Origin of the sequence: Pseudomonas sp. Yb2C2 (assembly GCF_052112325.1) — a bacterium.
Lineage (GTDB): Bacteria > Pseudomonadota > Gammaproteobacteria > Pseudomonadales > Pseudomonadaceae > Aquipseudomonas > Aquipseudomonas marginalis.
In genome coordinates this window covers 1-26,264 of the sequence record NZ_JAVAJK010000024.1, presented here as the reverse complement: position 1 = coordinate 26,264, position 26,264 = coordinate 1, and the positions used below count along the sequence as shown (strand labels likewise).

The 26,264-nt window shown below is 61.0% G+C and carries 22 protein-coding genes and 1 pseudogene; 17 read left to right on the top strand and 6 right to left on the bottom strand.

Features of this window, described 5'->3' with window-relative positions:
- Positions 1-107 precede the first annotated feature (107 nt).
- Positions 108-2,060, bottom strand: a complete 1,953-nt coding sequence (locus Q8X51_RS26575) for a hypothetical protein (RefSeq protein WP_407694591.1) — start codon at positions 2,058-2,060, stop codon at positions 108-110.
- A 244-nt stretch (positions 2,061-2,304) separates the two neighbouring features.
- On the opposite strand from Q8X51_RS26575, the gene Q8X51_RS26570 reads away from it, so the two are divergent.
- From Q8X51_RS26570 to Q8X51_RS26550, 5 genes are all read left to right on the top strand, one after another.
- On the top strand, positions 2,305-3,324 hold the full coding sequence (locus tag Q8X51_RS26570) for a LacI family DNA-binding transcriptional regulator (RefSeq protein ID WP_407694590.1): 1,020 nt from the start codon (positions 2,305-2,307) through the stop codon (positions 3,322-3,324).
- 144 nt (positions 3,325-3,468) lie between these two features.
- A complete protein-coding gene (locus tag Q8X51_RS26565) occupies positions 3,469-4,251 on the top strand; it encodes a sugar phosphate isomerase/epimerase family protein (protein ID WP_027606430.1) in 783 nt (260 codons plus the stop codon).
- Positions 4,244-5,185, top strand: a complete 942-nt coding sequence (locus tag Q8X51_RS26560) for a sugar kinase (protein WP_407694589.1) — start codon at positions 4,244-4,246, stop codon at positions 5,183-5,185. Before Q8X51_RS26565 ends, Q8X51_RS26560 begins: the two co-directional genes overlap by 8 nt.
- A gap of 45 nt (positions 5,186-5,230) precedes the next feature.
- Positions 5,231-6,529, top strand: a complete 1,299-nt coding sequence (locus Q8X51_RS26555; RefSeq protein ID WP_065927874.1) for an MFS transporter — start codon at positions 5,231-5,233, stop codon at positions 6,527-6,529.
- On the top strand, positions 6,526-7,503 hold the full coding sequence (locus tag Q8X51_RS26550) for an NAD(P)-dependent oxidoreductase (RefSeq protein WP_065948654.1): 978 nt from the start codon (positions 6,526-6,528) through the stop codon (positions 7,501-7,503). The genes Q8X51_RS26555 and Q8X51_RS26550 overlap by 4 nt, the downstream gene beginning before the upstream one ends.
- Before the next feature lie 70 nt (positions 7,504-7,573).
- On the opposite strand, the gene Q8X51_RS26545 is transcribed toward Q8X51_RS26550, so the two are convergent.
- On the bottom strand, positions 7,574-9,199 hold the full coding sequence (locus Q8X51_RS26545; protein WP_027606434.1) for a methyl-accepting chemotaxis protein: 1,626 nt from the start codon (positions 9,197-9,199) through the stop codon (positions 7,574-7,576).
- A 235-nt stretch (positions 9,200-9,434) separates the two neighbouring features.
- On the opposite strand from Q8X51_RS26545, the gene Q8X51_RS26540 reads away from it, so the two are divergent.
- Both Q8X51_RS26540 and Q8X51_RS26535 read left to right on the top strand, forming a co-directional pair.
- Complete coding sequence (locus Q8X51_RS26540) at positions 9,435-10,862, top strand: nucleobase:cation symporter-2 family protein (RefSeq protein ID WP_065927876.1); 1,428 nt, start codon at positions 9,435-9,437, stop codon at positions 10,860-10,862.
- A 13-nt stretch (positions 10,863-10,875) separates the two neighbouring features.
- A complete protein-coding gene (locus Q8X51_RS26535; RefSeq protein ID WP_065927877.1) occupies positions 10,876-11,337 on the top strand; it encodes an LEA type 2 family protein in 462 nt (153 codons plus the stop codon).
- A 298-nt stretch (positions 11,338-11,635) separates the two neighbouring features.
- Here the strand turns inward: Q8X51_RS26535 and Q8X51_RS26530 are convergent, their stop codons facing one another.
- The gene (locus Q8X51_RS26530) at positions 11,636-12,562 is read right to left on the bottom strand and encodes a carbon-nitrogen hydrolase family protein (RefSeq protein WP_065927878.1); all 927 of its coding nucleotides are present in this window, start codon (positions 12,560-12,562) and stop codon (positions 11,636-11,638) included.
- 90 nt (positions 12,563-12,652) lie between these two features.
- Here Q8X51_RS26530 and Q8X51_RS26525 point away from each other — a divergent pair, with 90 nt between their 5' ends.
- Positions 12,653-13,573 (top strand): LysR family transcriptional regulator, encoded by a 921-nt coding sequence (locus tag Q8X51_RS26525; protein ID WP_065948656.1) that lies wholly within the window; start codon positions 12,653-12,655, stop codon positions 13,571-13,573.
- On the opposite strand, the gene Q8X51_RS26520 is transcribed toward Q8X51_RS26525, so the two are convergent.
- Positions 13,545-13,799, bottom strand: a complete 255-nt coding sequence (locus tag Q8X51_RS26520; RefSeq protein ID WP_065927880.1) for a hypothetical protein — start codon at positions 13,797-13,799, stop codon at positions 13,545-13,547. The genes Q8X51_RS26525 and Q8X51_RS26520 overlap by 29 nt on opposite strands.
- A 165-nt stretch (positions 13,800-13,964) precedes the next feature.
- Between Q8X51_RS26520 and Q8X51_RS26515 the strand changes: the two genes are divergently transcribed.
- A complete protein-coding gene (locus tag Q8X51_RS26515; RefSeq protein ID WP_032887039.1) occupies positions 13,965-14,285 on the top strand; it encodes a DUF883 family protein in 321 nt (106 codons plus the stop codon).
- Positions 14,286-14,440: 155 nt separating this feature from the next.
- Here Q8X51_RS26515 and Q8X51_RS26510 read toward each other — a convergent pair whose 3' ends face one another.
- A complete protein-coding gene (locus tag Q8X51_RS26510) occupies positions 14,441-15,475 on the bottom strand; it encodes an Ldh family oxidoreductase (RefSeq protein WP_407694588.1) in 1,035 nt (344 codons plus the stop codon).
- Positions 15,476-15,667: 192 nt separating this feature from the next.
- Between Q8X51_RS26510 and Q8X51_RS26505 the strand changes: the two genes are divergently transcribed.
- Entirely contained in the window at positions 15,668-20,830 is a 5,163-nt protein-coding gene (locus Q8X51_RS26505; protein ID WP_407694587.1) for a dermonecrotic toxin domain-containing protein, read from the top strand.
- Positions 20,831-20,850: 20 nt separating this feature from the next.
- Here the strand turns inward: Q8X51_RS26505 and Q8X51_RS26500 are convergent, their stop codons facing one another.
- Complete coding sequence (locus tag Q8X51_RS26500; RefSeq protein WP_065927883.1) at positions 20,851-21,120, bottom strand: PepSY domain-containing protein; 270 nt, start codon at positions 21,118-21,120, stop codon at positions 20,851-20,853.
- A 140-nt stretch (positions 21,121-21,260) separates the two neighbouring features.
- On the opposite strand from Q8X51_RS26500, the gene Q8X51_RS26495 reads away from it, so the two are divergent.
- The 7 genes and pseudogenes from Q8X51_RS26495 to Q8X51_RS26465 all read left to right on the top strand — a co-directional run.
- Positions 21,261-22,256, top strand: a complete 996-nt coding sequence (locus tag Q8X51_RS26495; protein ID WP_074846428.1) for a FecR family protein — start codon at positions 21,261-21,263, stop codon at positions 22,254-22,256.
- Between the two features lie 326 nt (positions 22,257-22,582).
- On the top strand, positions 22,583-23,032 hold the full coding sequence (locus tag Q8X51_RS26490; RefSeq protein ID WP_065927885.1) for a hypothetical protein: 450 nt from the start codon (positions 22,583-22,585) through the stop codon (positions 23,030-23,032).
- Positions 23,032-23,583: an adhesin gene (locus tag Q8X51_RS26485; RefSeq protein WP_407694586.1), complete on the top strand. Its 552-nt coding sequence runs from the start codon at positions 23,032-23,034 to the stop codon at positions 23,581-23,583. The genes Q8X51_RS26490 and Q8X51_RS26485 overlap by 1 nt, the downstream gene beginning before the upstream one ends.
- Positions 23,584-23,650: 67 nt before the next feature.
- The gene (locus Q8X51_RS26480) at positions 23,651-24,397 is read left to right on the top strand and encodes a hypothetical protein (protein WP_027606447.1); all 747 of its coding nucleotides are present in this window, start codon (positions 23,651-23,653) and stop codon (positions 24,395-24,397) included.
- A 61-nt stretch (positions 24,398-24,458) separates the two neighbouring features.
- Positions 24,459-25,139: a C39 family peptidase gene (locus Q8X51_RS26475; RefSeq protein ID WP_065927976.1), complete on the top strand. Its 681-nt coding sequence runs from the start codon at positions 24,459-24,461 to the stop codon at positions 25,137-25,139.
- 38 nt (positions 25,140-25,177) lie between these two features.
- Positions 25,178-25,921 carry a hypothetical protein gene (locus Q8X51_RS26470; protein WP_027606449.1) on the top strand — a complete coding sequence of 248 codons (744 nt, stop codon included), beginning with the start codon at positions 25,178-25,180 and terminating at the stop codon, positions 25,919-25,921.
- A gap of 49 nt (positions 25,922-25,970) precedes the next feature.
- Positions 25,971-26,264 (top strand): annotated as a pseudogene (locus Q8X51_RS26465) (hypothetical protein); the annotation flags it as partial.

Here is a 26,264-nt window from a genome sequence, read left to right as displayed (position 1 = left end):
CCGGATAAACCATTGCCTCACATGACACTCATCAAGTCGCACAGCTGCTTCATCGCCACCACCAAACGCCGCAATTCATATCAGCCATCACTTTAAAGTGCCCTACACTACTTGCCCGCCGAATCCTCTCCGTCCGGACCGCAGTAACTCCCTCCTGAGTACTTCTGGTCAATCTTCGCGTAGCGTTCCCTTGACGAGCCTATGATTCTTTTCTTACGCCACAAGGTATACGTGACGCCCACCGAACTCCCCGGACTGTTGGGGTGCGGTGACCTGATCGGTTTGATTTTTTCTTCATAGTTGGATTGCTTGAACGTATATCCCTCTTGGGCCTGCTGCTCCGTCAAGCGGTGCGTCAGGGTGTCCGCAGTCAATGTTATGGCCTTGCCACCGCCTCCGAACTCTTCATAGCCCTGCCATGTCACAACAAGATCATCGTCTTTCCTGAAGGCGCCCTCAGGAAGAATCCGAATGGGAATGTGGTCCCACATCGCCGGGCTGGAGCCACAGTTAATAAACAGGTTGTCATTGGCGCTGGGGTACTCGACACGCTGAAAGACCAGGGGAGGCACTACATCGACATTGACTTCAGTAAAGTTGGAAAGCTGTTCATTAACGCCATTAAACGTCGTGTAGTACACCTGCATCTTTTCCTCATTGCCGGCACCGACAATAACTTCCCACGGAATATCACTGAACTCCACGCGCACGCCCTCGGCATCACCCTTATCGGTATCGACGACATAGTGCGCAATCGGGTTATCCATGCTGGGAAAGTCCCCCCAATACAATTCCAATACTTCGCCAGTGCGCGGTTGGTGATACAGCGGGACACTGGCATACACGCGCTTGCCCTCGTCACGCCTATCAATATGGTTTTCAGTCATGGAGCCTTCACCCCATACCGTCACCCTGGGCAGGTTAAGGTTGAGCAGTGCGGGGGCATCGAGATGGTCCTGCCCGGCGACTCTGAAGTCCCAGCGGATCAATGCCGGCGGGCTGGGCGGGGTGGGCGTGTCGCTACCGGACCGGGTAATGGTGTAAGTGGCCACGCCTTCTGCGAGTCCCAGGCCATCCTCTATCAACCTGGGCCACGGGATGACGACATCGAAAGGCAACTCGGGGACGGACTGGCGGGTAAGCACGGTTTTCCCCCATCGGACTGCGACCCGGTCACCGGCTTGCCAATTGTCGTATTGCACCTTGGCGACTACGCCGATCCGAGCGTCATGCCGATTGATCAGGCCGCTCGCCATCGCAGGAATGACAAGGGGCTGCAGATCAGACGGAACCGCCGACAACTGGACTTCCACAGGCGACTGCTCACACCTGGGGCCGCGGTTGCTGGAGCGGTCCTGAAGCCGGATATGAACGTACTGAGTACCGTTGGGGTACAGGCGAAACAAATCCCCAGGCACAGGGAGGACAAGGGGCGTGTCTTCGAAGGGAAACTCTACATAGCCACTCGGCGCAGTGTCCGGTGGCGGGTTTTTGTCCGTAATCCAGTAATAGATCCTGTCCCAGGATCGACGACCGTTGTAGGGCGGCACTACCAGGTCAACGGTTGGATGCGTGGCCAGATAGCCTTCATCAATCAACCCCACCGGAAAAGCCGGGGACGGAGGGGTAACGTTATTGTTGGGTGGGCTCCGATCAAGCACCAGGGTCCGGAACTCCGACGTAGTCGGCAGACCGCCTTCATCAGTGATCCGATAAGCCAAGCGGACTGTGCCGTCGTTCTCCAGATAGTCTCGCGACACACTGATCGGAAAAGGGAATTCCTTGGTAATCGGGCCATCCCACCGCTCCTCGAACGGCGCGACACCCTCACCGCCACTGCGCGACCAAACGATTTCGACAATATTGAACTCACCGGCTTGCGCAGCATCCTCCCACAGTTCCGGGATCACCACTTCCAGGTCGCTGTCGAGATATTGGTGAGGGATATACCCCTCCATGATCGGTGGGACAACATCGTCCAGAATGGGCACCCGAATATCGGCCAAGCGCAAAATGCCGTTATGCAGCCGCCTACTTCCGGGGGTTTTATCAGCACTCATCGGAGCCTCCCGTCATACCCATGTCACACACCGCCACGGCGCGTCTGGTATTCATTAAACGCTCAATGCCTGGCGTCGAATACTGTCAGAACTAACAGGTGGGTATCGCCACTTGTCGGATATCAAGCGATGCCGAGGGCATGAGACGCTTGACGAAATGAGCGAGTTGATGTCTTCTGAAACCGGTTTCAGCCTGCCAAGCCACGGCTGAAACCGACTCATCCAATAAGAAAGGCCTGCGACCGTGACTCCTTTTTCCGCCGCCCAGCGCACCCGCGTCACCATGCTCGACGTCGCCCAACACGCCGGCGTCTCCAAGGCCAGTGTGTCGCGCTTTATCGGCGACGACCGCGCCCTGCTCTCCGATGCCATCGCCCTGCGCATCGAACACGCCATCGAACAGCTCGGCTACCGCCCCAACCAGATGGCCCGCGGGCTGAAACGTGGCCGCACGCGCCTGATCGGCATGCTGGTGGCCGATATCCGCAACCCCTACTCCATTGCCGTGATGCACGGCGTCGAAACCGCCTGCCGCCGGCATGGCTACAGCCTGGTGGTGTGCAACACCGACCGCGATGACGAGCAGGAGCGCCAGCATTTGGCGGCGCTGCGCTCGTACAACATCGAAGGGCTGATCGTGAACACCCTCGGCCATCACCTCGACCAATTGCTGGAACTGCAGCGGGAAATGCCCCTGGTGCTGGTAGACCGCAAGGTCGAGCCGCTGCACAGCGACTTGGTGGGGCTGGATAACCCGGCGGCGGTGCGCATGGCGGTGGAGCATCTGGAACAACAGGGTTATCGCGATGTATTGCTGGTGAGCGAGGCCTGCGATGGCACCAGTTCACGGCTGGAGCGCCTGGACAGCTTCAAGAGCGAAATCGCCCGGCGCCCGGCGCTGACCGGCGCGGTGCTGGCGCTCGATGACGGGCTGGAACAACGCCTGCAAGCCTTTCTCGCCAAACCCGGCCCCAAGGCGGTGTTCTGTGCCAACGGCGTCGCCACACTGGCCTGCACCCGTGCGCTCAAGGCGCTGGACTGCAAGCTGTTCGACGACGTGGGGCTGATCGCCCTGGATGACCTGGACTGGTACCCGCTGGTGGGCAACGGCATCACCGCCCTCGCCCAACCCACCGAAGCGATTGGCGCCAGTGCGTTCGACTGCCTGCTCAAGCGCTTGCGCGGTGACACCGAACCGACCCGAACCCTGGACTTTTTGCCCCAGTTGATCATCCGAGGCTCAACCCAGCGCCCCTGCACGTAGCAGCTGCCGAGCCTTGGCGAGGCTGCGTCGGCGGCGTACCTGACACACCGCAAACGCAGCCTCGCCAAGGCTCGGCAGCTGCTAAGGCAGAGTCGATTAGATATTTAACGCAAAAAATGAAACCGGTTTCAGAGGTAAACGACAATGCACAAATACCCCGTCTCCATCAGCCTTTCCAGCTACGGCGCCGACCTGGTCCGCCAGCAAGGCCAATTGAGTTTTGTCGAATTGCTGGCCGCCGCCGGTGCCCGGCGCATCGAGTGGCGCGAAGAACTGCTGACCAGCGAGCAACCTGCACAACTGGCCCAGGCTGCCGCCGAGCAAGGCCTGGAGTGTGTGTTCTCATCGCCTCTGGAATTGTGGATCGCCGGCCGCGCCCAGCCGAATGCCGACCTCAACGCAACCCTGGACCGCGCCCAGGCCTTTGGTGCGCGCTGGCTGAAAGTCTCCCTCGGCTACTTCACCGACACCAACGACCTGGAAAGCCTGCACGCCCTGCTCGCCCGCCATCCGGTCAAGCTCTTGGTGGAAAACGACCAGACCCTGCACGGCGGGCGCATTGAGCCGATGCAGCGCTTCTTCACCGAGGTCGAACGCCTGGGCCTGCCGGTGAAGATGACCTTCGATATCGGCAACTGGCAGTGGCAGGACCAGTCCGCCCTGACCGCCGCGCGCCTGCTCGGCCGGCACGTCGACTATCTGCACTGCAAGGCCGTGGCCCGTCGCGCGGACGGCAAGCTGGTGGCGCTGCCGCCCGGCGCCACCGACCTGCATCTGTGGGAACAACTGCTCACGCACATGACTCAAGGCATTACACGGGCGGTGGAATTCCCGTTGCAGGGCGATGACCTGGTCGACGTCACCGCGCAACAGGTCGCAGCCCTCGCCCTCCTTGGCCAACCCCGTGGGGAGAATGCCCATGTCTGAGATCGATATCCTCTCGTTTGGCGAAACCATGGCGATGTTTGTCGCCGAGCAGACCGGCGACCTGGCCCAGGTGGCACAGTTTCACAAACGCATTGCCGGCGCCGACAGCAATGTCGCCATCGGCCTGTCGCGCCTGGGCTTCAACGTCGCCTGGCTGAGCCGGGTGGGCAATGATTCCCTCGGGCGTTTTGTGGTCGACACGCTGAAAAAAGAAGGCCTGGATTGCCGGCACGTGGCGGTCGACCCGGCGCACCCCACCGGCTTTCAACTCAAGTCCCGCGAAGAAGCCGGCGATGACCCGCAGGTGGAGTATTTCCGCAAGGGCTCGGCCGCCAGCCATTTGTCCACTGCGGCCATCAGCCCGGCGCTGTTGCAGGCCCGCCATCTGCATGCCACCGGCATTCCGCCGGCCTTGTCCGAGGCCACCCGCGAGCTGTCCCGCGAGTTGATGACACAGATGCGCAAAGCCGGTGGCAGCGTGTCGTTCGACCCAAACCTGCGTCCGTCGCTGTGGACCAGCCAGGAACAGATGATCCGCGAAATCAACGCCCTCGCCGGTCTCGCCGACTGGGTCCTGCCGGGCCTGGGCGAAGGCCGTCTGCTCACCGGTTTCGACGACCCGGCGGATATCGCCGCCTTCTACCTCGACCAAGGCGCCGAAACCGTGGCGATCAAGCTCGGCCCGGACGGCGCCTACTTCCGCACCCAGCTGGACCAGGGCTTTGTCGCCGCCGTGCGCGTGGACAAGGTGGTGGACACCGTCGGCGCCGGCGATGGGTTTGCGGTGGGCATGATCAGCGCCCTGCTGGAAAACCTCAGCTTCCCCGAGGCGGTACAACGGGGTAACTGGATCGGCAGCCGCGCCGTGCAAAGCCGCGGCGATATGGAAGGCTTGCCCACCCGCTCCGAATTACCCACCCGATCCGTCGCTTGACCCACACCCTGTTGCCACAACTACAACAAGCTCAGGAGCAACCTTATGGACACCGTGAAACTCGCCACCCGCCGTTGGTGGTACATCATGCCCATCGTCTTTATCACCTATAGCCTGGCGTATCTGGACCGCGCCAACTACGGCTTTGCCGCCGCCTCCGGGATGGCCGAGGACCTGATGATCACCCCCGGTATGTCGTCATTGCTGGGTGCACTGTTTTTCCTTGGCTACTTCTTCTTCCAGGTGCCGGGTGCGATCTACGCGCAGAAGCGCAGCGTCAAGAAGCTGATTTTCGTCAGCCTGATCCTCTGGGGCGGGTTGGCCACCCTGACCGGCGTGGTGTCCAACGCCTACATGCTGATCGTCATTCGCTTCATGCTCGGCGTGGTCGAGGCCGCCGTGATGCCGGCCATGCTGGTGTACCTGTGTCACTGGTTCACCCGTGCCGAGCGCTCGCGGGCCAACACCTTCCTGATCCTCGGCAATCCGGTGACCATGCTGTGGATGTCGGTGGTGTCCGGCTACCTGGTGCAGCATTTCAGCTGGCGCTGGATGTTTATCATCGAAGGCCTGCCGGCGGTGCTGTGGGCGTTTATCTGGTGGAAACTGGCGGATGAAAAACCCGCAGATGCCAAGTGGCTGAGCGAACAGCACAAAAAAGACCTGGAAAGCGCGCTGGCCGCCGAACAGGTCGGTATCAAGGCGGTGAAGAATTACGCCGAAGCGTTCCGTTCGCCCAAGGTGATCATCCTGGCGCTGCAGTTTTTCTGCTGGAGCATCGGCGTGTACGGCTTCGTCTTGTGGCTGCCGTCGATCCTCAAGAAAGGCCTGCAGATGGACATGGTCGAAGCCGGCTGGCTCTCGGCCCTGCCCTATCTCGCTGCCGTGATCGCCATGCTGGCGGTGTCGTGGGGCTCGGACAAACTGCAAAAGCGCAAACGCTTCGTATGGCCGCCACTGCTGGTTGCCTCCATCGCGTTCTATGCCTCCTACGCCCTGGGCGCCGAACATTTCTGGTGGTCCTACACCCTGCTGGTCATTGCCGGAGCCTGCATGTATGCGCCGTACGGACCGTTTTTTGCCATCGTCCCGGAAATCCTCCCCGCCAACGTCGCCGGTGGCGCCATGGCGCTGATCAACAGCATGGGCGCCCTCGGCTCGTTCGGCGGCTCCTACCTGGTGGGCTACCTCAATAGCAGCACCGGCTCGCCCGGCGCCTCGTACCTGCTGATGAGCGGCGCGCTGATGCTGTCGGTGGTGCTGACGATTTTCCTCAAGCCCGGCGCCAGTGACCGTGAACGCGCGCCCATCTCGACCCTCGAATTGAAGGTGAAAACCCCATGAAAAAATCTGTGGTTCTGTACAAGAAGCTCTCCGCACCGTTAATGGCGCGCCTGCATGAACAGTGCGACGTCACCCTGATAGACGCACTGGACGAGACTGGCCTGGCCAAGCTGCGCGATGCACTGCCCAACGCCCACGGCCTGCTCGGTGCCAGCCTGCGCCTGGATGCCGGGTTGCTGGATCTCGCACCGCAACTGGAGGCCGTGGCCAGCGTGTCCGTGGGGGTCGACAACTACGATATCGACTACCTGACCCGGCGCGGCATCCTGCTCAGCAACACCCCGGACGTGCTCACCGAAACCACCGCCGACACCGGCTTCGCGCTGATCCTGGCCACCGCCCGGCGTGTAGTGGAGCTGGCCGACATGGTGCGCGCCGGCCAGTGGAACAAGAATATCGGCCCCTCACACTTCGGCAGCGACGTGCATGGCAAGACCCTGGGCATCATCGGCATGGGCCGCATCGGCGAAGCCTTGGCCCAGCGCGGGCATTTCGGTTTTGGCATGCCAGTGATCTACCACAGCCATTCGCCCAAGCCGGCGGTGGAACAGCGCTTTGGCGCGCAGTACCGCAGCCTTAACGATTTGCTGCAACAGGCCGATTTTGTCTGCCTGACCCTGCCGCTCACGGCTGAAACCGAAAAGCTGATCGGCGCCGAACAATTTGCGCGGATGGGCCCGGAGACGATCTTTATCAATATCTCGCGGGGCAAGGTGGTGGACGAGGCCGCGCTGGTGGAGGCCTTGCAGCAACGTACGATTCGGGCGGCGGGGTTGGATGTGTTCGAAAAGGAACCGCTTGATCACGGCTCACCGTTGCTGCGTCTGAACAACGTGGTGGCGACGCCACATATCGGCTCGGCGACCCATGAGACGCGGGAGGCGATGGCCACGTGTGCGGTGGACAATCTGTTGCAGGCGTTGGCGGGTGAAAAACCGAAGAACCTGGTCAACCCAGGGGCTTGGAAACAATAAACACATGTGGGAGGGGCGGTGCGACGATTCGACTTGCCCCCTCCCACATTTTTGCCAGTATTCCAAATACTTAGATAACGAACCTCGCCACCATCCCATTCAAATCCACCGCCAGGCGCGAGAGCTCGTGGCTGGCGGCACTGGTCTGGTTGGCCCCCGCCGCCGACTGGGTGGCCAGGTCGCGGATGTTCACCAGGTTGCGGTCCACTTCGCGGGAGACCTGGGCCTGTTCTTCCGACGCGCTGGCGATCACCAGGTTGCGTTCGTTGATCAGGCTGATGGACTGGGTGATCTGCTCCAGGGCCACGCCGGCGGCGCGGGCCATTTCCAGGGTGTCCTGGGTGCGCTGGTTGCTCTGTTGCATCGACTGCACCGCTTCACCGGTACCGTTCTGGATGCCGGCGACCATCTTCTCGATTTCCTGGGTCGACTGCGCCGTGCGATGGGCCAGCGCCCGCACCTCATCCGCTACCACCGCAAAGCCGCGGCCGGCTTCACCGGCGCGGGCCGCTTCGATGGCGGCGTTGAGCGCCAGCAGGTTGGTCTGTTCGGCAATCGCGCGGATCACGTCCAGCACCTTGCCGATGTCACGGCCCTGGGTGGCCAGGCCTTCGATCATCGCGGCAGTGTTTTGGACGTCCTGGGTCATGGTCTGGATCGCGCCGACGGTTTCCATCACCCGGTCGCGACCTGACCGCGCGGCCTGGTTGGACTGGTTGGAGGCCTCGGAGGTGGACACCGCATTGCGCGCCACTTCCTCCACCGCCGCGGTCATCTCGTTGACCGCCGTGGCGGCCTGATCGATTTCATTGTTCTGTTGCTGCAGGCCCCGGGACGCTTCCTCGGTCACGGCGCTCAACTCTGTCGCCGCCGAGGCCAGTTGCGTGGCCGAACCGGCAATGTGCTGGATGGTCTGGCGCAGGTTGGTTTGCATGGTCGACAGGGCGTTGATCAGGCGCGCGGGTTCATCGTTGCCATTATCTTCAACGACGCTGGTCAGGTTGCCACCGGCGATGGTTTCAGCCACCTGAACGGCTTTGCGCAACGGCGTGACAATGCTGCGGGTCAGCAGCCAGGCCAGCAGCACCGTGAGCAGTGCAGCGCTGACCGAGACCACGATAATCCCGGTGATGGCACTGGTGTAACTGTGCCCTGCCGCGTCGCTGGCTTGCTTGGCGTTGGCAGCATTGATCGCAATCAGCTTGTTCAACTGCTCGCCCATCTGATCGGTGCCTTCCTTGATCCGGGTATTGATCAGGGTGCGCATCTGCTCGACGTCGCCTTGCTTGGACAGCGCCAGCATGTCCGCCTGGGCCTTGAAGTAGTTATCCAGGGTGCTGACAAACGTCTTGTACAACGCCGCTTCCTCCGTACCGGCGGGTAATGCCGCGTAGCCGGCCTGGGCCGTCTTGACCTTGTCGACCAGCACGCCGATGCGGGTTTCGGCTTCCTGCAGGCCGGCCGGCTCGCGGTTGACCAGCACCCGAAATGACAGGATACGCATGCGCAGGACGTTCTCCGTCATCTGGGCCAGGTACGTCACGCTGGGCAGCTGGTTGCTGCTCATGTCCACCGAGGCCTGGCGGATCAACGTCATGCGGTTGGCCGCAAACCCGCCCAACACCACCACTAACAGGGCGATGAAGGCGAAACCGAGGGAAGCGCGAGGGGCGATATTCAGGTGACGGAGCGACATAAGGGCGATCTCGAAATATAGAGTGGCGGCGCGCGTCCATGCCACGAAACGATCAGCCAGCGTCAACGCACTGCCTGACACCGGCCATCACTGTTGTTTTTGATAGATGGGCCTATAAGCAGTATCGGCAGGAATCGGGGTTTTATGCAGGGTCTTTATAAATATTTTTTTACACTTCTGACGCTGGGCCGTTTCTGGCATCCTGCGCCTCCATTTTCTGACCCGAGCCCTCATTTTGTCTGACGCTCAAGCCCCCCGCCCCCGCTATAAATCCGACCTGATCTACGGCCTGGAGGATCGCCCGCATTTCAGTGCGGCGATATTTGCCGCGTTGCAGCATGTGCTGGCCAGTTTTGTCGGCATCATCACCCCGACGCTGATCGTCGGTGGTGTGCTCGGTCTGGAAAGCGAAGTGCCCTATCTGGTGAGCATGGCGCTGTTTGTGTCGGGGCTCGGCACCTTCGTCCAGGCGCGCACGTTCGGCCCCATTGGGTCGGGGCTACTGTGCCTGCAAGGCACCAGTTTCTCGTTTATCAGCGTGATTCTCAGCGCGGGGTTCATGGTCAAGGCCCGGGGCGGCGGCACCGATGAGATCCTCTCGACGATCTTTGGCATCTGCTTTTTCGCGGCGTTTATCGAAGTGGTGCTCAGCCAGTTCATCGGCAAGCTGCGCAAGCTGATCACCCCGGTGGTGACCGGCACCATCATCACCTTGATGGGGCTGTCGCTGATCAAGGTGGCCGTCACCGACATGGCTGGCGGTTTTGGCGCCAGCGACCTGGGCGCCGCGAGCAATATGGGCCTGGCAGCACTGGTGCTAGTGACCATCGTGGTGCTCAACCGCTTCAACAACCCGTTCCTGCGCCTGGGCTCCATCGTGATCGGCCTGACCTTGGGCTTTGTGGTGGCGTGGTGGATGGGCCGTGTCGACCTGGCCGCCCTGCCCCACGTGCCACTGATCAGCGTGCCGGTGCCGTTCAAGTACGGTTTCTCGTTCGACTGGGTGGCGTTTATCCCGGTGGCGGTGATTTTCCTGATTTCGCCCCTGGAAGCAGCCGGTGACCTGACGGCCAACTCGATGATTTCCCAACAGCCGGTCAAGGGCCCGCTGTACATCAAGCGCATCAAGTCGGGCCTGTTGGCCGACGGCCTCAACTCGGCGATGGCGGCGACCTTCAACAGCCTGCCAATGGTGACGTTCGCCCAGAACAACGGCGTGATCCAACTGACCGGCGTGGCCAGCCGCTACGTGGCGTACTTCATTGCCGGCCTGCTGGTGCTGCTGGGGCTGTTCCCGATGATCGGCGCGGTGCTGCAACTGATGCCCAAGCCGGTGCTGGGCGGCGCGACCCTGATCATGTTCGGCACCGTGGCGGTGGCCGGCATCAAGATCCTCGCCGAAGCCGGGCTGCACCGCCGCAATGTGCTGATCGTGGCGATCTCCCTGGGCATGGGCCTGGGCGTGGCCGCCGTGCCGGAAGTGTTGCGCGACCTGCCCAAGGCGCTGCACAACATCTTCGAGTCGCCGATCACTGTGGGCGCGTTCTGTGCAATCCTGCTGAACATTTTCCTGCCGGAAGCGTTCATAGAGCTGCAGGAAGATGAATTTGATCCGGAGTCCTCTACCCTCAAAGTGATGCAGGACCCGGACGTCACGAAATAGGAGCACCCTTTGCATGCGCAAGCTCATGGTTCTATCGCTGCTACTGCTGAGCTTGAGCGCCTGTGCGCTGTTCCCCAACCGCGACCCGGTGAATATCAATGTGGTGGGCATCGAGCCGCTGCAAAGCCAGGACCTGGAAGTGCGCTTCGCCGTGAAACTGCGGGTGCAGAACCCCAATGAAACGGCGATCGACTACAACGGCGTGGCCCTCGACCTGGAGGTCAATGGTCGGCCGCTGGCGTCGGGGGTGAGTGACCAGCGCGGCAGCATCCCGCGTTTTTCCGAAACCGTGCTGATGGTGCCGGTCAGCGTTTCGGCGTTTTCCGTGCTGCGCCAGACCTTAGGCCTGAGCCAGACCCAGAGCTTGAACAACCTGCCCTACGTGCTGCGGGGCAAACTGGCGGGCGGGCTGTTCGGCACGATGCGCTTTGTAGACCGTGGCACGCTGGACTTGCCGAATACCGCGACCTGGTAATGACACCATGCAACCGACACTTTTTACCGAACGCCTGATCCTGTCTGGGAAATGACCCGCGAGGAATGGCTGGAAACCCAATCGCCCAAAGGCTGAGAGAGCCAAAGGTGGAAGGGGCTTGCCAGAATGCCGTTCAGTTGGCTTTTTGTAGGAGCGAGCTTGCTCGCGAAGCACTCAGGGCCACCGCGTTTATCGAGAATGAACGCGTTGCCTGAGCGTTTTTCGCGAGCAAGCTCGCTCCTACAGGGATTAACTGAACGGCGTTAGGGCTTGCCCCCTCCCACATTTCGACCGGGTTTCAGTCGGTGATATAGCGCACGCCTGGCTTGGCCCGCTCATCCACCACCAGCTCGAACACATCCGGGCGGGCGTAATGCCCCACCACGTCATAGTCGTACCGCGCTCGCACCAGGTCATCGGTGTCGATCTGCGCCGTCAGCAGCCCGACCTCCCCCACCAGTGGCCCGGCCAGGATGTCGCCCATCGGGCCGACAATCACGCTGCCGCCGGCGATCAACGGGCGCTCTGCAGGCCAGTTGGCGACCTCGATGCCCAGTGCCTGGGGCGAGGCCTGCACCTGGCACGCACTGACCACAAAGCAGCGCCCTTCATGCGCCACATGGCGCATGCTCACCTGCCACATCTCGCGCTCATCCACCGTTGGCGCGCACCACACCTCGACGCCCTTGGCGTACATCGCGGTGCGCAGCAGCGGCATCATGTTTTCCCAGCACACCGCACCGCCGATACGCCCTGCCGCCGCGTCGATCACCGGCAAGGTCGAGCCGTCGCCCTTGCCCCAGATCAGCCGTTCGGTGCCGGTGGGCATCAGTTTGCGGTGCTTGGCCACCAGGCCGCCCGTGGGTTCGACATACAGCACGGTGCAATACAAACTGCTGCCACTGCGCTCGATCACACCCAGCACCAGGCTGGCGCCGGTACGTGCCGACAGGCCGGCCAGAGCCTCGGTCTCGGCGCCTGGCACATCGATAGCGTTGGCAAAGTAGCGGGCAAAGGCTTCGCGGCCTTCGGGCAGGCGATAGCCCAATTGGGTGCCAAACCCTTCACCCTTGGGATAGCCGCCGAGCAGCGCTTCGGGCATCACCACCAATTGCGCGCCGCTGCGCAGGATCTCGTCTTCATAGGCGAGGATTTGCGCCAGGGTCTCGGCCTTGCCGCCAGGCAGGGAACCGATTTGCAGGGCCGCCACAGTAGAAACGGGCATCACGATCACTCCAGATAAGGGGGTTGCCCATTCTCTCGCCAGGCTCGATCATGAATAAAGCCCACCTCAGTGCTGAATGATATGAGCCAGATGAATATCGCCCAGGTCGACCTGAACCTGCTGAAAACCTTCGAAGCCCTGCACGATGAGTCCAGCGCCAGCCGCGCGGCATTGCGCCTGGGTGTCACGCAGTCGGCCATCAGTGCAGGCCTGCGACGTCTGCGCGACGTCTATGGCGACCAATTGTTTGTGCGCACCGGCCGTGGTCTGGCGCCGACGCTGCGGGCCAACCAATTGAAACCGGTGATCAGTGAGGCGCTGGAGCGCTGTCGGCAAAGCCTGGCGATGGTCAATCCGGACAACCCGAACTATCAAGGCCGCTCGGTGGTGGTGGGCCTGTCCGACGACTTCGAAATTGCCTATGGCCGCCGGTTGATGGACACCATCGCACAGCGCTTGCCGAAGCTGCGGGTGATCTTTCGCCAGACCCACAGTCAGATCGTCGCCGGCGCCCTGCTCGACCGCACCCTGGACCTGGCAATTACCGCGGGCGGCTTTGCGCAAAGCCGATTGAGTCGGCAGGTACTGGGAGAGGGGGATTATCGCTGCGTCGTGGACCCACGCAGCCTGGCGCCAGGCCAGGAAAGCCTCAGCCTGGATGAATTTGTCACCCGCGAGCATGTGTTGGTGTCGTCAGGCGGGTTCATCGGCATCACCGACGAAGGGCTGGCAGCGCAGGGCCTGAGCCGCCAGGTGTGCGCCTCGACCAGTCATTTTGCCGCACTGCCGTTTCTGCTCAAGGGCAGCCAGGCGGTAGCGACCATTCCCGGGCATGCGGCGCAGGCCATCGCCGAGATGACCGGCCTGCGGGTCCTGCCCTGCCCGTTGGCACTGCCGCGATACCCGGTGGAACTGGGTTGGCGCACCCAGGCCCAGCTTGATCCGATGTTGCTTAAAGTACGCGAAGCGATTGCCGCCGGCTTTACTTCGCCGCCGCCATCAGTTTGTTGACTTCACTGCGCACCATGTTGGAAAACTCCGGTGGCGACATGCCGTCCAGTTCGGCGCGGACCCATTCGGACCACCTGCCCTTGCGCTTGGCGCGCTCACCGAACAACCGCGCGGCTTCGCCCTTGGCCTTGCCCAGGTTGGTCTGCCACAGGTCATAGAGGCGGGACTTTTCATCTTCCAGCTCGGCGCGTTCGGCGAGGGTCTTGTTGGCGAGATTGAAGCTCATGTTGAAATTCCTGCTGCACAAATAGACGACATCTTACACTGTAGGTCGATTTTTCCGGATTCGGATTTCGTTCGCCAGTGCCGACCCGGCAAAAAAACTGCAACTTTTGCCACCGCCCGGCACTCCATTGTTCACTGTCACATTCACTTGCAAGGAGTCACACCCATGGCCCGCAAAACTGCCGCCCAAGCTGTTGAAGATCAAATCAAGGATCAAGCATTCAGTGAACTGACGGCCCTGATCGAAGAATCGGACAAGCTGCTCAAAAGCAGCGCTGCCCTGGTGGGCGAAGAAGGCGAAACCCTGCGCGAACAGGTCGCCATCAAACTCAAGCAGGCACTGGATTCGGTATCCAACGTGCGCGAGCGTAGCAAGCCAGTAGTCGATGCCACCGAGACCTACATCGGTGGCCATCCATGGCAGACCGTCGCGATCTCCGCAGGCTTCGGCCTGGTGGTTGGCCTGTTGTTGGGTCGCCGTAACTGACATCGTCCGTATAGCGCTATGCGTGCGGAGCAGCTGCCGAGCGCAAGCGAGGCTGCGTCAGGCGCACTGCCGATTCAAGCTCGGGGCGCGGCCGACGCAGCCTCGCTTGCGCTCGGCAGCTGCTACGGAATTGCGCGGAGCGGGATAGACAGCCTCTACGTAGCCCAGTCCCGCAGCTGGTTCAGCGCTTCCAGATCCACCATCACGCCCTCCTCCAACGACTTCGCCCGCGTGCGATGACGTCGATCCCCCGGCAACCGCCGCAGCCCCGCCGCATGCATCTGCCGCACCAATTCCTGGCTGCGCTCGGCAAAGTTCTGCCCGGCGGTTTTGCTTGGGTCGATCAGGATCAGCAATTGCCCGGTCCAGGGTGTGCGCGCTCCCGGATGGTCGGCCCAGTTGAACTCAAAGGAGAAGTTACCGCCGGTCAAGGCCGCTGCCAGCAACTCGACCATCATCGACAACGCCGAGCCCCTGTGCCCGCCAAACGGCAGCAGCGCCCCGCCTTCCAGCACGGCTTTGGGGTCGGTGGTCGGTTGGCCAAGGCTGTCGACGCCCATACCCGCAGGCAAGCGTTCGCCTTTGCGCGCGGCGATCTGCACATCGCCATGGGCAATGGCGCTGGTGGCCAGGTCGAAGACGATAGGCGCGCCGTCGGCACGCGGTGCGGCGAACGCGATGGGGTTGGTACCGAACAACGGCCGGTCGGCCCCATGGGGCACCACGCAAGTCATGCTGTTGACCACGCTCAGCGCCACCAGGCCTTCTTCGGCGAACGGTTCGACATCGGGCCACAGGGCGGCGAAGTGATGGGAGTTGTGGATCGCCAGCAGCGCAATGCCGGCACTGCGCGCCTTGGCCACCAGCAGCGAACGGGCGGCCTGCAACGCTGGCTGGGCAAACCCGTTGCCGGCGTCGACCCGCACAAAGCCGGACGCCACATCCGTGACGACCGGCACGGCCTTGCCGTCGACCCAGCCGCTGGCCAGGGTGCTGAGGTAACCGGGAATACGGAAGATCCCGTGGCTATGGGCACCGTCGCGTTCGGCGCCGGCGCAGTTATGCGCCAGGATCGCGGCGACGTTCGGCGAAGTGCCGTGCTTCACGAATACCGCGTGCAACAAACCCACGAGGTCGTTGAAACCGATGAGCGCTGTAGCGTTGTCAACTATCGGGGACTGGGCAGACATCTGTAGCTCCGATTTTATAATTGGAAGAGACAACAAGAATCCAGACCCCCGATTAAACAACGCCTCAGGTGCCTGCTGTCAACGGGCGCTTGACGTCTGCGGCGGTTTGATCGCGAGTTATCTACCCCCCTGCACTCCCGCGCAATCCTTAACGTGGGCGCTCGTAAACGTCTATCTGATGGAGAGTGCCCTATGTCGACGGTCATCCCGCCCTACTTCTTCGACGAGTTCCTGCTTCCCGTAAAACGCAATGAGCCGACACCACGGGAGCGTGCCCTGGGGTTCACGGTCAAGGACCTTGAATGGTTGCATACGCTGTACTACGCCACCGACGCAGCCCGCCAGGACCCCGCGGTGCAAGGCAACCCCATGCACGTAGAACGGTTGTTGATCAACCCCGGCGGTCAACCCGCCATTCCACTGGCGGGCGCGTTCATGATGAGCCCGACGCCGGACGCCAACAAAGCCGTGCTCTATACCCCCTACGGTGGCCTGGAACTGTTCGACAGCCGTGCCGGCCTGCTTGGCGAGGTGCAGGAACGCTTGACGCAACCGAGCAGGCGCAGCGAGTTGCTCCAGTTTCTGTCCATTGCCGAACGGGACGCGTTGCCCATAAACGTGCGCCTGACGCTGACCACCGCCACGATTGCGGACGCCGTGATGGCCGACCAACGGAGGATCATCCTGGCTAACCAGCAAAAAAATGTACGGGCGATGCTCGATGAACTGCGCAAGCTCCCCGGTCTGAACGACATGCTCGACACCTTGCTCGGCATCATGGCCCGCTCCTATTTCCCTGGGTTGAACCCGGCCGACACTCGCGTGAACTTCTTCAGCCGCCCGGCCACGGGCGAAGAGGCCCGCTGGGTCGACTCGCTTCCCTTGCGTGATGCGTTGCTGCGGTTTTATGTCAGGCATGCCTGGCCAACCGACCAGACTCATTCGTTCTTCAACATCGGCCGAAACACCACAGCCTTCAGCCAGCAGCAACTGGCCGAGGACCAGCAGCGATGGAACAGCGTGGTCGAGCAAACCAGCGGCATTCTTTCCAAGCTATTGAACAGCCTGCTCCAGTCGTACTGGAACCAAGAGGTCAACGCGGACCAGTCGCGCCAACGGTTTTGCGCCCGCGTCATGAGTGACAAATGTCGCGCAGACCTGCTGTTCAAGCATCAGGACATGATCCTGAGCAGCGAAGAAAGCGAGCAACTGCGCGCGCTGTTCCTGGCAGACAAGACCGCGCGCGCGGCCTATACCCACCACCTGAACGTCGAGAGGGTGCGCATCCATGCGCCCTTTCAGCACTATGTCCATCTTGGGGGCACCTTGATGATCAGCAATGCCCACGCGTACCTCTACACGCAATCACGCGGCTTGCAGGTGCTCAAGGACATCGATGATCTGAAGGACATCCTGTTGACCATGCTCAAAACCGCAGGGCATGAAGATGAGTTGCTCAATTTCCTCTCCTTGGACGAGCGTAGCGTGTTCATTGGCAGTGATCAGATAGAAGTGACCGGCAAGCCGGTGGCGGGCGATGCGTTCCAGGAGATGGTCGAAGACATTCTCGCCAAACAGTTCGACAACCTGGAATATGCGCTGGGGCTCTATCGGCGTAGCGCAGGTGAGATCGACCTGGCCGCGCTGCTCGACAATGCCCTGGACGTGCGCACCATGCTCGACAGCCGTTTGCAGGCGCTGGACGCCGGCGGGCGCTGGTCCGTCCATCCCATCACCAGCGGCAACGGCCGCCCCTCTACCGTCCATGCCGAAAAGGCCAAGGCACAGCTGAAGACGCTGGAAACGGTCGAGGCGGCGATGGCGATGGAGCGCAGCAAACACCCGACCCTGCGCGAGTTGGTGGGCCGAGCATTGAACGTCGAGCTGGGTAAAAGACAGTTGAGCCTCAAAGCCGACAACGTCTACATCAACCGCTACGCCACGCCAGCCAGCGAGCGCGAAGAGCGATTGCCCCTGGCGTCGACAAGCATGGTGGAGCACTTTATTGCGCGCCTGGCCAAGCAAGCCGAGGCCTTGACCGACTCGCCCCTGACCTGGTTTTACGGCAAGCGCCGCTCAGGCGTCGCCAACCAACTGCACAACCTGACCACGAACAGCTTCAATGCGGTGATCGAGCAGGTCCTGACCACCTTTGCAGAACATGACCTGCGGACGCTGCCGCATCTACTCCTGGAACATAACCGCGCGCACCTGAGCCATGGCATGTTGCTGGGGCTCAGCGGTGAAGCACAACTGAGGCGATTACAAAAGAGCCTGCCGGTCGCCTGCCTCGACCTGCTGGACAGCGCCCTTCACGCCGAAAACATGACCCGACTCACCCGGCGTGGCCTCAACGGGTTTATCCCTGACGCGTTTGGCTTGACCCTCAACCTCGGGGCTGACGCCGTACCCGAAGCTCTGACCAACTGTTTTGTACTGACCGAGCGTGGTGGCACCGACCCCGACCATTCAGGGCTGGCAATGCTGTGGACGCCGCGTGCCGGCTATGAGGCCTTTGCGTCGTTCAACGTCCTGCGCGAAGTGCTGGAACAACGCTTGCTGAGCCCCACCGCACGGTTACCGCTGATCGAGAACCTGAGGCCCTCCAAGCGCATACCCCACCAGTCCTATCGGCTCGGCCCCCTGCAACGTATCGACGAGCATCTGCTGCACAATCGCCAACAGACTTACAGCGACTTCATGCGCGACAAGATCGACCATGTACTGTCGATGAAATTGAACGCTCAACGCTTTCAGGACTTCATGGACAGTTTTATCCGCCAGGCCACACCGACCAACCTGCCCAGGGCCATTGCCATTGCACGTGCCATGATCCATCAACAGGCACTGCCGGTCTGGCTGGGGATGGCGCGGCCACATGAACAAATCCTGCATGCCGAACTGCTTGAGCAATACCGCGCCAGCGTAACGGATGAGCAGGATTACCTGCACAGCCTCACACCCCTGCGCGAACAGGTGGTGAGTAGCTTATCTACCTTGCTCAATGCGCGGTTTCCCGGGCAAGTGGTCAACCCCGACGCCATATTGATACCTGGCCGTATCGACCTGCAAAACCACACCCAGACCCTGACCGACTTCGCCCTGCGGCACTTGCCTGAACTGAACGCTGACGATATCCGGCCGCGATCGCGTACAGACACGCCCTTGCCAGCAGCACTCGACGGCAGCACCGTGGTGCAACTGGTGCGCCAACTGGACTTGAAAAGTCTCTACCAGACACAACTGACCACCCTGCTCAAGGGCCAGACCGAAGACACCCGTCGCCGTCGTCGATTGTTTTGTCGGCAACTGCCGTGGCAATTGCTGCAATACGCCCATGAACAAACACTTCAGGAGCGCCTGTCGGCATCAGCCTGGAGCTTTATCCAGCAAGTCTTTGATATGCCCGATGCCCTGGCGCGCAACAGCGTAAGCGGCGTCACGGCGATGGTTCGCCCGCTCGAACTGATCGCCACGCCGGGGGCGGCGCTGGTCAAGGCTCTGGGCTGCTACCTGATCGGCCCGAAGGGCGGCGCGACGGGCCCGTTGATCCTGTATGCGCCCTATAGCCCCAGCCACCTGTTGAAGGAATACGCAAATGAAGCGGCGTTCATCAGCGAATTCACCACCCCCGGGGCGCTGCAAGAGTGGGTGGTCAGCCAGTTGGAAGAATCGCAACAAGCCACTTACCGCAATTTGCTCAGCCAGAACTGGCGTCATGGGCTTTCGGAAATCCGCGTGGGTGCCAACCCGATTGTCGGCAACCTGCTCAAGCGCCTGTTCAAGGACAATATTGAGTTGCTGCTGCAGATGCTCGCCTGCCAGTTCTCTGAGTCGGGCAAGGTCAAATGGGACGGGATCACCAGCCTGTTGACCCGGGAGATTCCCAAGGGTTTGCAGTTCATGGCCGGTAAACTTGCTTACCCGCTAGTGGTGTGGCGCAGCTACAAACTGTTCCTGGCCTCCGCAGAAGACCTGCAACAGCACCGCTGGCAACGCGCGCTCAAGGCCTTTGCCGCCGGAGTGGCCGAATTGGCCGCGTTGCGCAAGGCGCTGGACAAGCTCTTGCCCCAGGACGCGCCAGTCACGGAGCCGCCCCCCGTTGAGCAGTGGTTGCAAGCCCCCGCGCCTGCTGCGGATACCCTGGCAGACCTGGACCTGACCGCACCCGCACGGACACACCTGCAAGTATTCGAAGACCACGATATTGCGCTGGCGGACCTCACCCCAGGCAAGCCTACCGGCCTTTACAGGGATCAGGCCGGCACGCGGCAGTTCATCCCCTTGTCGGGCAAGGTTTATCCGATAAAACAAGCCGGCAAACACTGGCGGTTGATCAAGGACGAGCTACCGGGCCCTTATGTGCAGTGCAACACCCAGGGGGTGTGGACACTGGACCTCGACCGGCATTACCCGCGCTACGGCAAAACGTTAAGCCGCTACGCCGGCAAACTAACCACCCGTGCAGCCGAGCGCGATGCCATCAATATCGAAGCGGTGGGCATACGAGAGATTGCCACGCTATCCAACTGGAAGGCCCAGTGCATTGATGAAGCGCTCAATGTCGCGACGTACTATTCGGTCAACTGCAAACGCAACCTGCTGCACTTCGCGACACATTTGGCCCCCAATAGCCGGCTCGGGCGGTTTTTCAGCGAACTGTTCGGCATCGTCACGCTGACGCCCGAGCAGGTGCAGCGAGTCGAGCGACGGGTCGACGAGATACTCGATGAGTTGACGAACCATACCCTCATCAGCCCCGATTCGATGCGGTTTGTCAGCGGCACCCATCGCTACAGCCCGCGCAACACCTTTGCCTTTGTGCTGCCCGATGACCAGGAGCAGAAAATCTATTTGCTCGACCGCTTTTTCGACCCCCCACTGGATAACTATCAAAACCGCCTGACCACGCCGTTCAACATCTCGGCCCACGCACGGGCAACGGTGCTGATTCACGAGATATCGCACATCAAATCCTTGACTGAGGACCTGGCCTACCTGGACAGCATGCGCCCGTTTCACGACCTGATTAATGTGAAGATCCAAGGTGCCAGGCTGATGCAGACCGACCTGGCCGACTTGCGTGATACCGCGCTGTCCACGCTGACGCCCGCCACGCTGTTGTTCAAAACCTGGGATGAGTTCAGCGAAGAATGGGAGGATTTCGGCAGCAGTCGGGCGACCACGCCGCAAAAAGATAAAGTCCTCGGCATCACCGGCTGCCGAACCCTGAATGAGGCACGGGACATGTTCATGAGCAATGCAGACAAACGAATCGACACGATTCTGGCCAATGCCGATTCGGTCACCTACCTGATCAGCCAACTCGGGCGAGAGCTGGATGCGGGAGCCTGAGCAGGCTCCCGGCAGGTACGTCAGTCTTTCTGGTCGCGCAGGATGTTGCCGGAGGCCCCATCGATACGGGCTTCGTACACGGTACCGTCGGACTTGCGTCCCTTGACTTCCCAGTAGCCATTGTCATCGGCTTCCGCCGCATAGACCTCGACATAACCCGCCTTGGTCTTGGCAACGTCGATGGCTTTTTCGATGGTGATCCAGCCTGCGCCTGGCTTATCGGCCAGGGCAGCGCCCGCACTAAGCAGAGCAGTGGTTGCACACAGCGCGACTAAGGTTTTCTTCAGCATTTTCGTACTCCATTGTGGGAATGTCCTGATTTTTAGGTGCTCCCAAACGAGAATAAGTTCCAATTGATGTGCAATCGCCATGACGCCTGTTCTCGCGGTCCACCTCGGGAGGTTAGAATGTGCGAAATCAGGATGAGTTAATGAGCGAAAAGTCCATTTCAGAAGCCGAATATGACGCCATCACCGACGCCGCCGCGCATTGGTGCATGCGCCTGCACGCCAGTGATTGCACAGCGGATGAACGTCAGGCTTTTGCGCAATGGCATGACTCCCATCCGCTGCACGCCTTTGAATACGCGGCCATGCTGGAAATCTGGGACGTCGCCGACCACCTGCCGCGCCACGAGATCCCGTCGGTGGTGGTGCCGTTCAAGCCGCGCAGCCGGCTGCGCACCTATGCAGTAGCGGCCGCGATCTGCCTGGTCGCCTTGCCCCTGGCCGCTTTCACTGGCTGGGAAGCCGGCTGGCTGCCGAGTTCCTATGAGCGTTTCCAGGCCGCCAACGGCTTGCGCCAAGTCATTCTGGGCGACGGCAGCCAGGTGGAACTCAACCTGGGCACCGAGCTGGTCTACAGCAACTACAAGGATCAGCGCCGCGTCACGTTGAACAAGGGTGAGGCGTTCTTCAAGGTCAGCCATGACAGCGCGCATCCGTTTATCGTGCACGCAGGCGAAGGCCAGGTGCGCGTCACGGGCACCCAGTTCAACGTCTGGAAGTATGAAGACCAGGTGCGGGTGATGTTGCTCGAAGGCTCGGTGCAGATTGCCAGCGACTCGTCACACGGCAGCGTGCCCCTGACGCCGGGCATGCAGGCCAGCTACCAACAGGGCGATGCAACGCCGCGTATACAGGCAATCACCGCCAATGACAGCGCCCTGGCCTGGCGCCAGGGCAAGCTGGTGCTCGACAACCTGGCGCTGGTGGATGCGTTGCCGTTGATCAACCGCTACCTGAACAGACCGGTGATGCTGGCAGACGCCAACACCGGGACGATTCGCATCGGTGGCATCTACAACATCACCGAGGTCAATAACCTCATCCCCTCCTTGCCCAAGGTCTTACCGGTCTATCTGACCCAGAACCAGGATGGCAACCCCGTACTCAATTCCATCCCGCGTAAATCCCCCAAAGGCTGAGCCTGCACCCCGGCCGGGGCATCGTTGCGCCTGAAGTGTCCATTTTTGAAACACTCGACTCCCCTGGACCGCCCGTGTGGTGCGGATTCATCGTTTTGTCATAGGCAGTGTTACAGCGCTGATACAGCTTGGTGAATCGTTTGTGGTACGCCGCTGTGTGTATGCCTTGGAGGCAGGTGTCTCAGCGCTGAAACAGCACTGACATCACTTCGCCCACAAACAAATCCAAGGCATTGAATAACAACGGCAAATAAAAAGCGGCACGGCTTCTGCTCTATCCCTTGCAGCGCTGTTTAGGGTCAGCGCGACGAATAAGGAATGCCGCCGTGGCCACACTCACTCAAGGTTCGATGAACGTGCTGCTGATCAGCTGTGTACTCAGCGTCGGCATCAGTGTTCCCAGCTTTGCAGAGGATGGCGTGATCGTGACAGGGCGCAACGTACAGGCTCATATGTACGGCCGCGCCGCCTTCGGTAAAGACCCCTACCCCACCACCGCCAACGCCAACCCCAGCCGGGACATCATCGGTGCCACTGGCGAGCTCAGTGATATGGATATCGGCGGCATCAGCAGCGGCTCAAGCATTGTCCGCGCAGTTCAGACCAACGGCACCTTGACCGGCCTGCACGCCACGCAAAACAGCATGTCCACCTTGGGGGCCGGCTCTGCCGCCGGCCACGGTGCGGGCAGCAGCATGGGCGGGCAGATCAGCGACTCGGTCCAGCGCGGCATGGCGCCGTTGAATAACATCGGCAGCATGCTGGGGGGCAAGTGATGAATCGTTCCCTGCTCGTTCTCGCCCTGTTGGCCAGCGTCCCGGCATTCGCCGACGACACGGCGGTGATCCACAACAGCGGCCAACAATACCAGGGTGTCGTGTCGATCAACCAGGCGGCCGGCAACCAGCAGCAAATGTCCAACAGCCGCGCCATCGCGCTCGGTGGCCAGGCCACCAACGTCAACATCCAGCGCCTCGACGGCAGTGTCGACCCGTCCCTGAACGCCAGGGCGGCGATCCAGGGCAGCTCATTTACCAACGGCAACGGTGTACTGGGCATCAACCAGTCCGCCGGGGCCAATAACCAATCCATCAATGCCGTGCGGATCAGTATCAACCCTGGCCCGCAAAGCATCGATGACAGCGTCCTGTTGCAACAGAACACCACGACGCTGGCAACCGACTCAGGGCTCACCCCCACCACTGGCAGCCGCCTTGTCGTTACGAGCGACCAGGCCTTCACAGGCAGCCGAGGAGTGATTCAGGTGAACCAGAGTGCCGGGGTGGGGAACCGAGTGGCTAACACCCTGGGCATCACTATCAAGTAAACGCTTGGTAGCACTCGTTAGACCGTACCAACACTTAACCAACTAATTAGAAGCAAGGAGAAACACCATGAAACCTCAAATGGCTCTGAAACCACTGGTTTTCGCACTGGCCGCACTCATGGCTGCTGCTGCTCAAGCAGGTGGTGGCTGGCACCCTGCACCTCAACCCACCGGTGTGGTTGCCTCTGTCGTGACCGATGTGCAAAACAGCGTGGGCAACAAGTTCGATGACACCAAAACCGAAAACAACGCCTCTGCCGACGGCTCGGTAACCAGCAACAGCGGTAACACCGGGGTCAACGTACAGGCGGGCAGTGGTAACCAGGCCGACAACTCCGGCGCCATCTCCAGTGCCAAAGGTGACTTTGCAACGGTATTCGCTGTCGTCGATGTCAATCAAAACAGCGGGCTCAACAACTTCGTCAACAAAGGCACCCAGAACAACGCCTCGTTGGATAACTCGGCTAACGGGAACTCCGGCAACCTGGGTTACAACGGCCAGGCCGGTCAAGGCAACCAGGGTAAAAACAACCTGGCAATCACCACCGCTGATGGCAAAAACATCGCAGCGGCCGCCAACACCGAGCAAAACTCGCTCGCCAACAGCTACCTGAACACTGCCGCTACCAGCTACGGGTATGGCCATGGCAGCAAAGCCCAATACGTGTCCAACAACTCCAGCCTCGACAACTCGGTTAACCGCAACTCCGGCAACGTGGGTGTGAACCTGCAATCCGGCTCGGGCAACCAAGGCAGCAACAGCCTGTCGATCGGTCAAGGTTGCAGCGTCTGCGCCAGCGGCGTGCGCTTCTGATCCAACGGGGCCTTGGCAACAAGGCCCTTTTTTATTCCAGTGTCCAGCAGGTCACATGATCATGCGCCTCGCGACCCTCACCCTCCTGATGCTGCTCACCGGCCCGACCTGGGCAGGCACCATGGCGATCTCCGCCCTGCCTGGCGGTGCAGTGATCTACAAGAAGGTCGAGAGTATTCGTGAACGCCGGTTCGCCAACCTGGTGGAACAGAAAACCGATTTCAGCTGCGGTGCTGCGGCACTCGCTACCATTCTGCGCCAGGGTTATTGGCTGGATGTAGACGAAGATCACGTCATCAAAGGCATGCTGGTCAATTCCGACCAGGACCTGGTGCGTACCCAGGGCTTTTCCATGCTGGACATGAAGCGCTACCTCGAAAGCATCGGCATGCGTGCCCGGGGCTACAAAATCGCGCCAGAAACACTGGTCACCGTAAAGATCCCCGTGGTGGTCCTGCTGGAAATTCGTGGCTACAAGCACTTCGTGGTGATGCAGCGGGCCGACAAGGACTGGGTCTATATCGGCGACCCGGTACTGGGCCATAAGCGCTATTCCCATGATGACTTCGTCAAGGGCTGGAACGGCATCGTGTTCGCCGTGCTGGGTGAAGGTTACGACAAGGCCAACGCCCTGCTCGACCCGCCCACGCCACTGACCGCCAAGAACCAGTTGAATGAGTTCAGGCCCGTAGGCGATGCCGAGCTGATGGATTTCGGTTTTATCCAGAGCGACTTCTTCTAAGAAGCGCAATAAGGGGCAGGACGCTCCAGGAGCAAAAGATGAACACTTCCCGTTGGCTGACGGTCTTGTGTCTGGCAGCCTCAATGCCCGCTTATGCTTCGTCGGGGTTCAAACCCATCGAGCTCAAGGATTCGGAAATGGCCGACCTGCGCGGTCGTTACGTGATGCCGGGGCGGATCATCAGCTTCGGCATTGTCATGAGCAGCACCTGGACCAACGCCGTGGGTGACACCATCACCGGCAAGGCCAGCATGCAGATCGATTCGTCGACCATCACCCCGCAATTCTACGTACAAACCACCGGCTCGACCGGCAACGGCACGAACCCGAACACCGGCACCGGCACGGTCACCGGCGGCGCCGGCCTGGGCAGCGGCCAGGGTGTGACACAAAGCGTGCGTACCGCCGGCGATGGCAACACCGCCTATAACAATGTGGGCATCACCGTCGAGAACGGTTTTGCGCCCTCCAACATCGTGCAATCGGGGCAAGTGCTGGTCGCCGGCGGTACGGTGACCGGTGACAGCGCAGCAGGCCGCGTGAGCGTGTCGGCCAACAACGGTGGCTTGCAGATGGCGATCCAGGCCAACCACAACCAGGGAAACAGCCTGCAGCAGATCGGTGGTGGGAATGTGCTGCAAGGCACGGTTCTGACCGGCAACACTAACTTCGTCAACAACATGACCCAACTCAACGTAGTGATGAACAACAACGGTTTGAACAACGGCGCATTGAACTGCAATCTGGATCAACTCAAAGCCCTACGCACGCTCGGTTATTGAACTACGCTGACCGTCGACACTTACGCATTAGAAAAGGACGGCTTATTTCATGCATCGATCGTTAACGCTCCGTGCTGTGATCTGTTTAAGTACGCTCTTGCCCGCATCCGTTCTGTATGCAGCGCCAGATAGCGACATCGAAACCCTCAAACAGGAACTCCTGGAACTCAAGCAGCGGTACGAAGTGCAGCAAAAAGCGCTGGCCGTGCTGGAGCAGCGCGTGCGTCAGGTCGAAGACCAACCGGCAACCCCGGCCCCCAAACGCTTGGCCAAGTCGCCGGCAGACTTTCAAAAAGCCAACGGCACCACCGTCGCGGGCACGGGGGCCGCGGCGGCTTCCGGT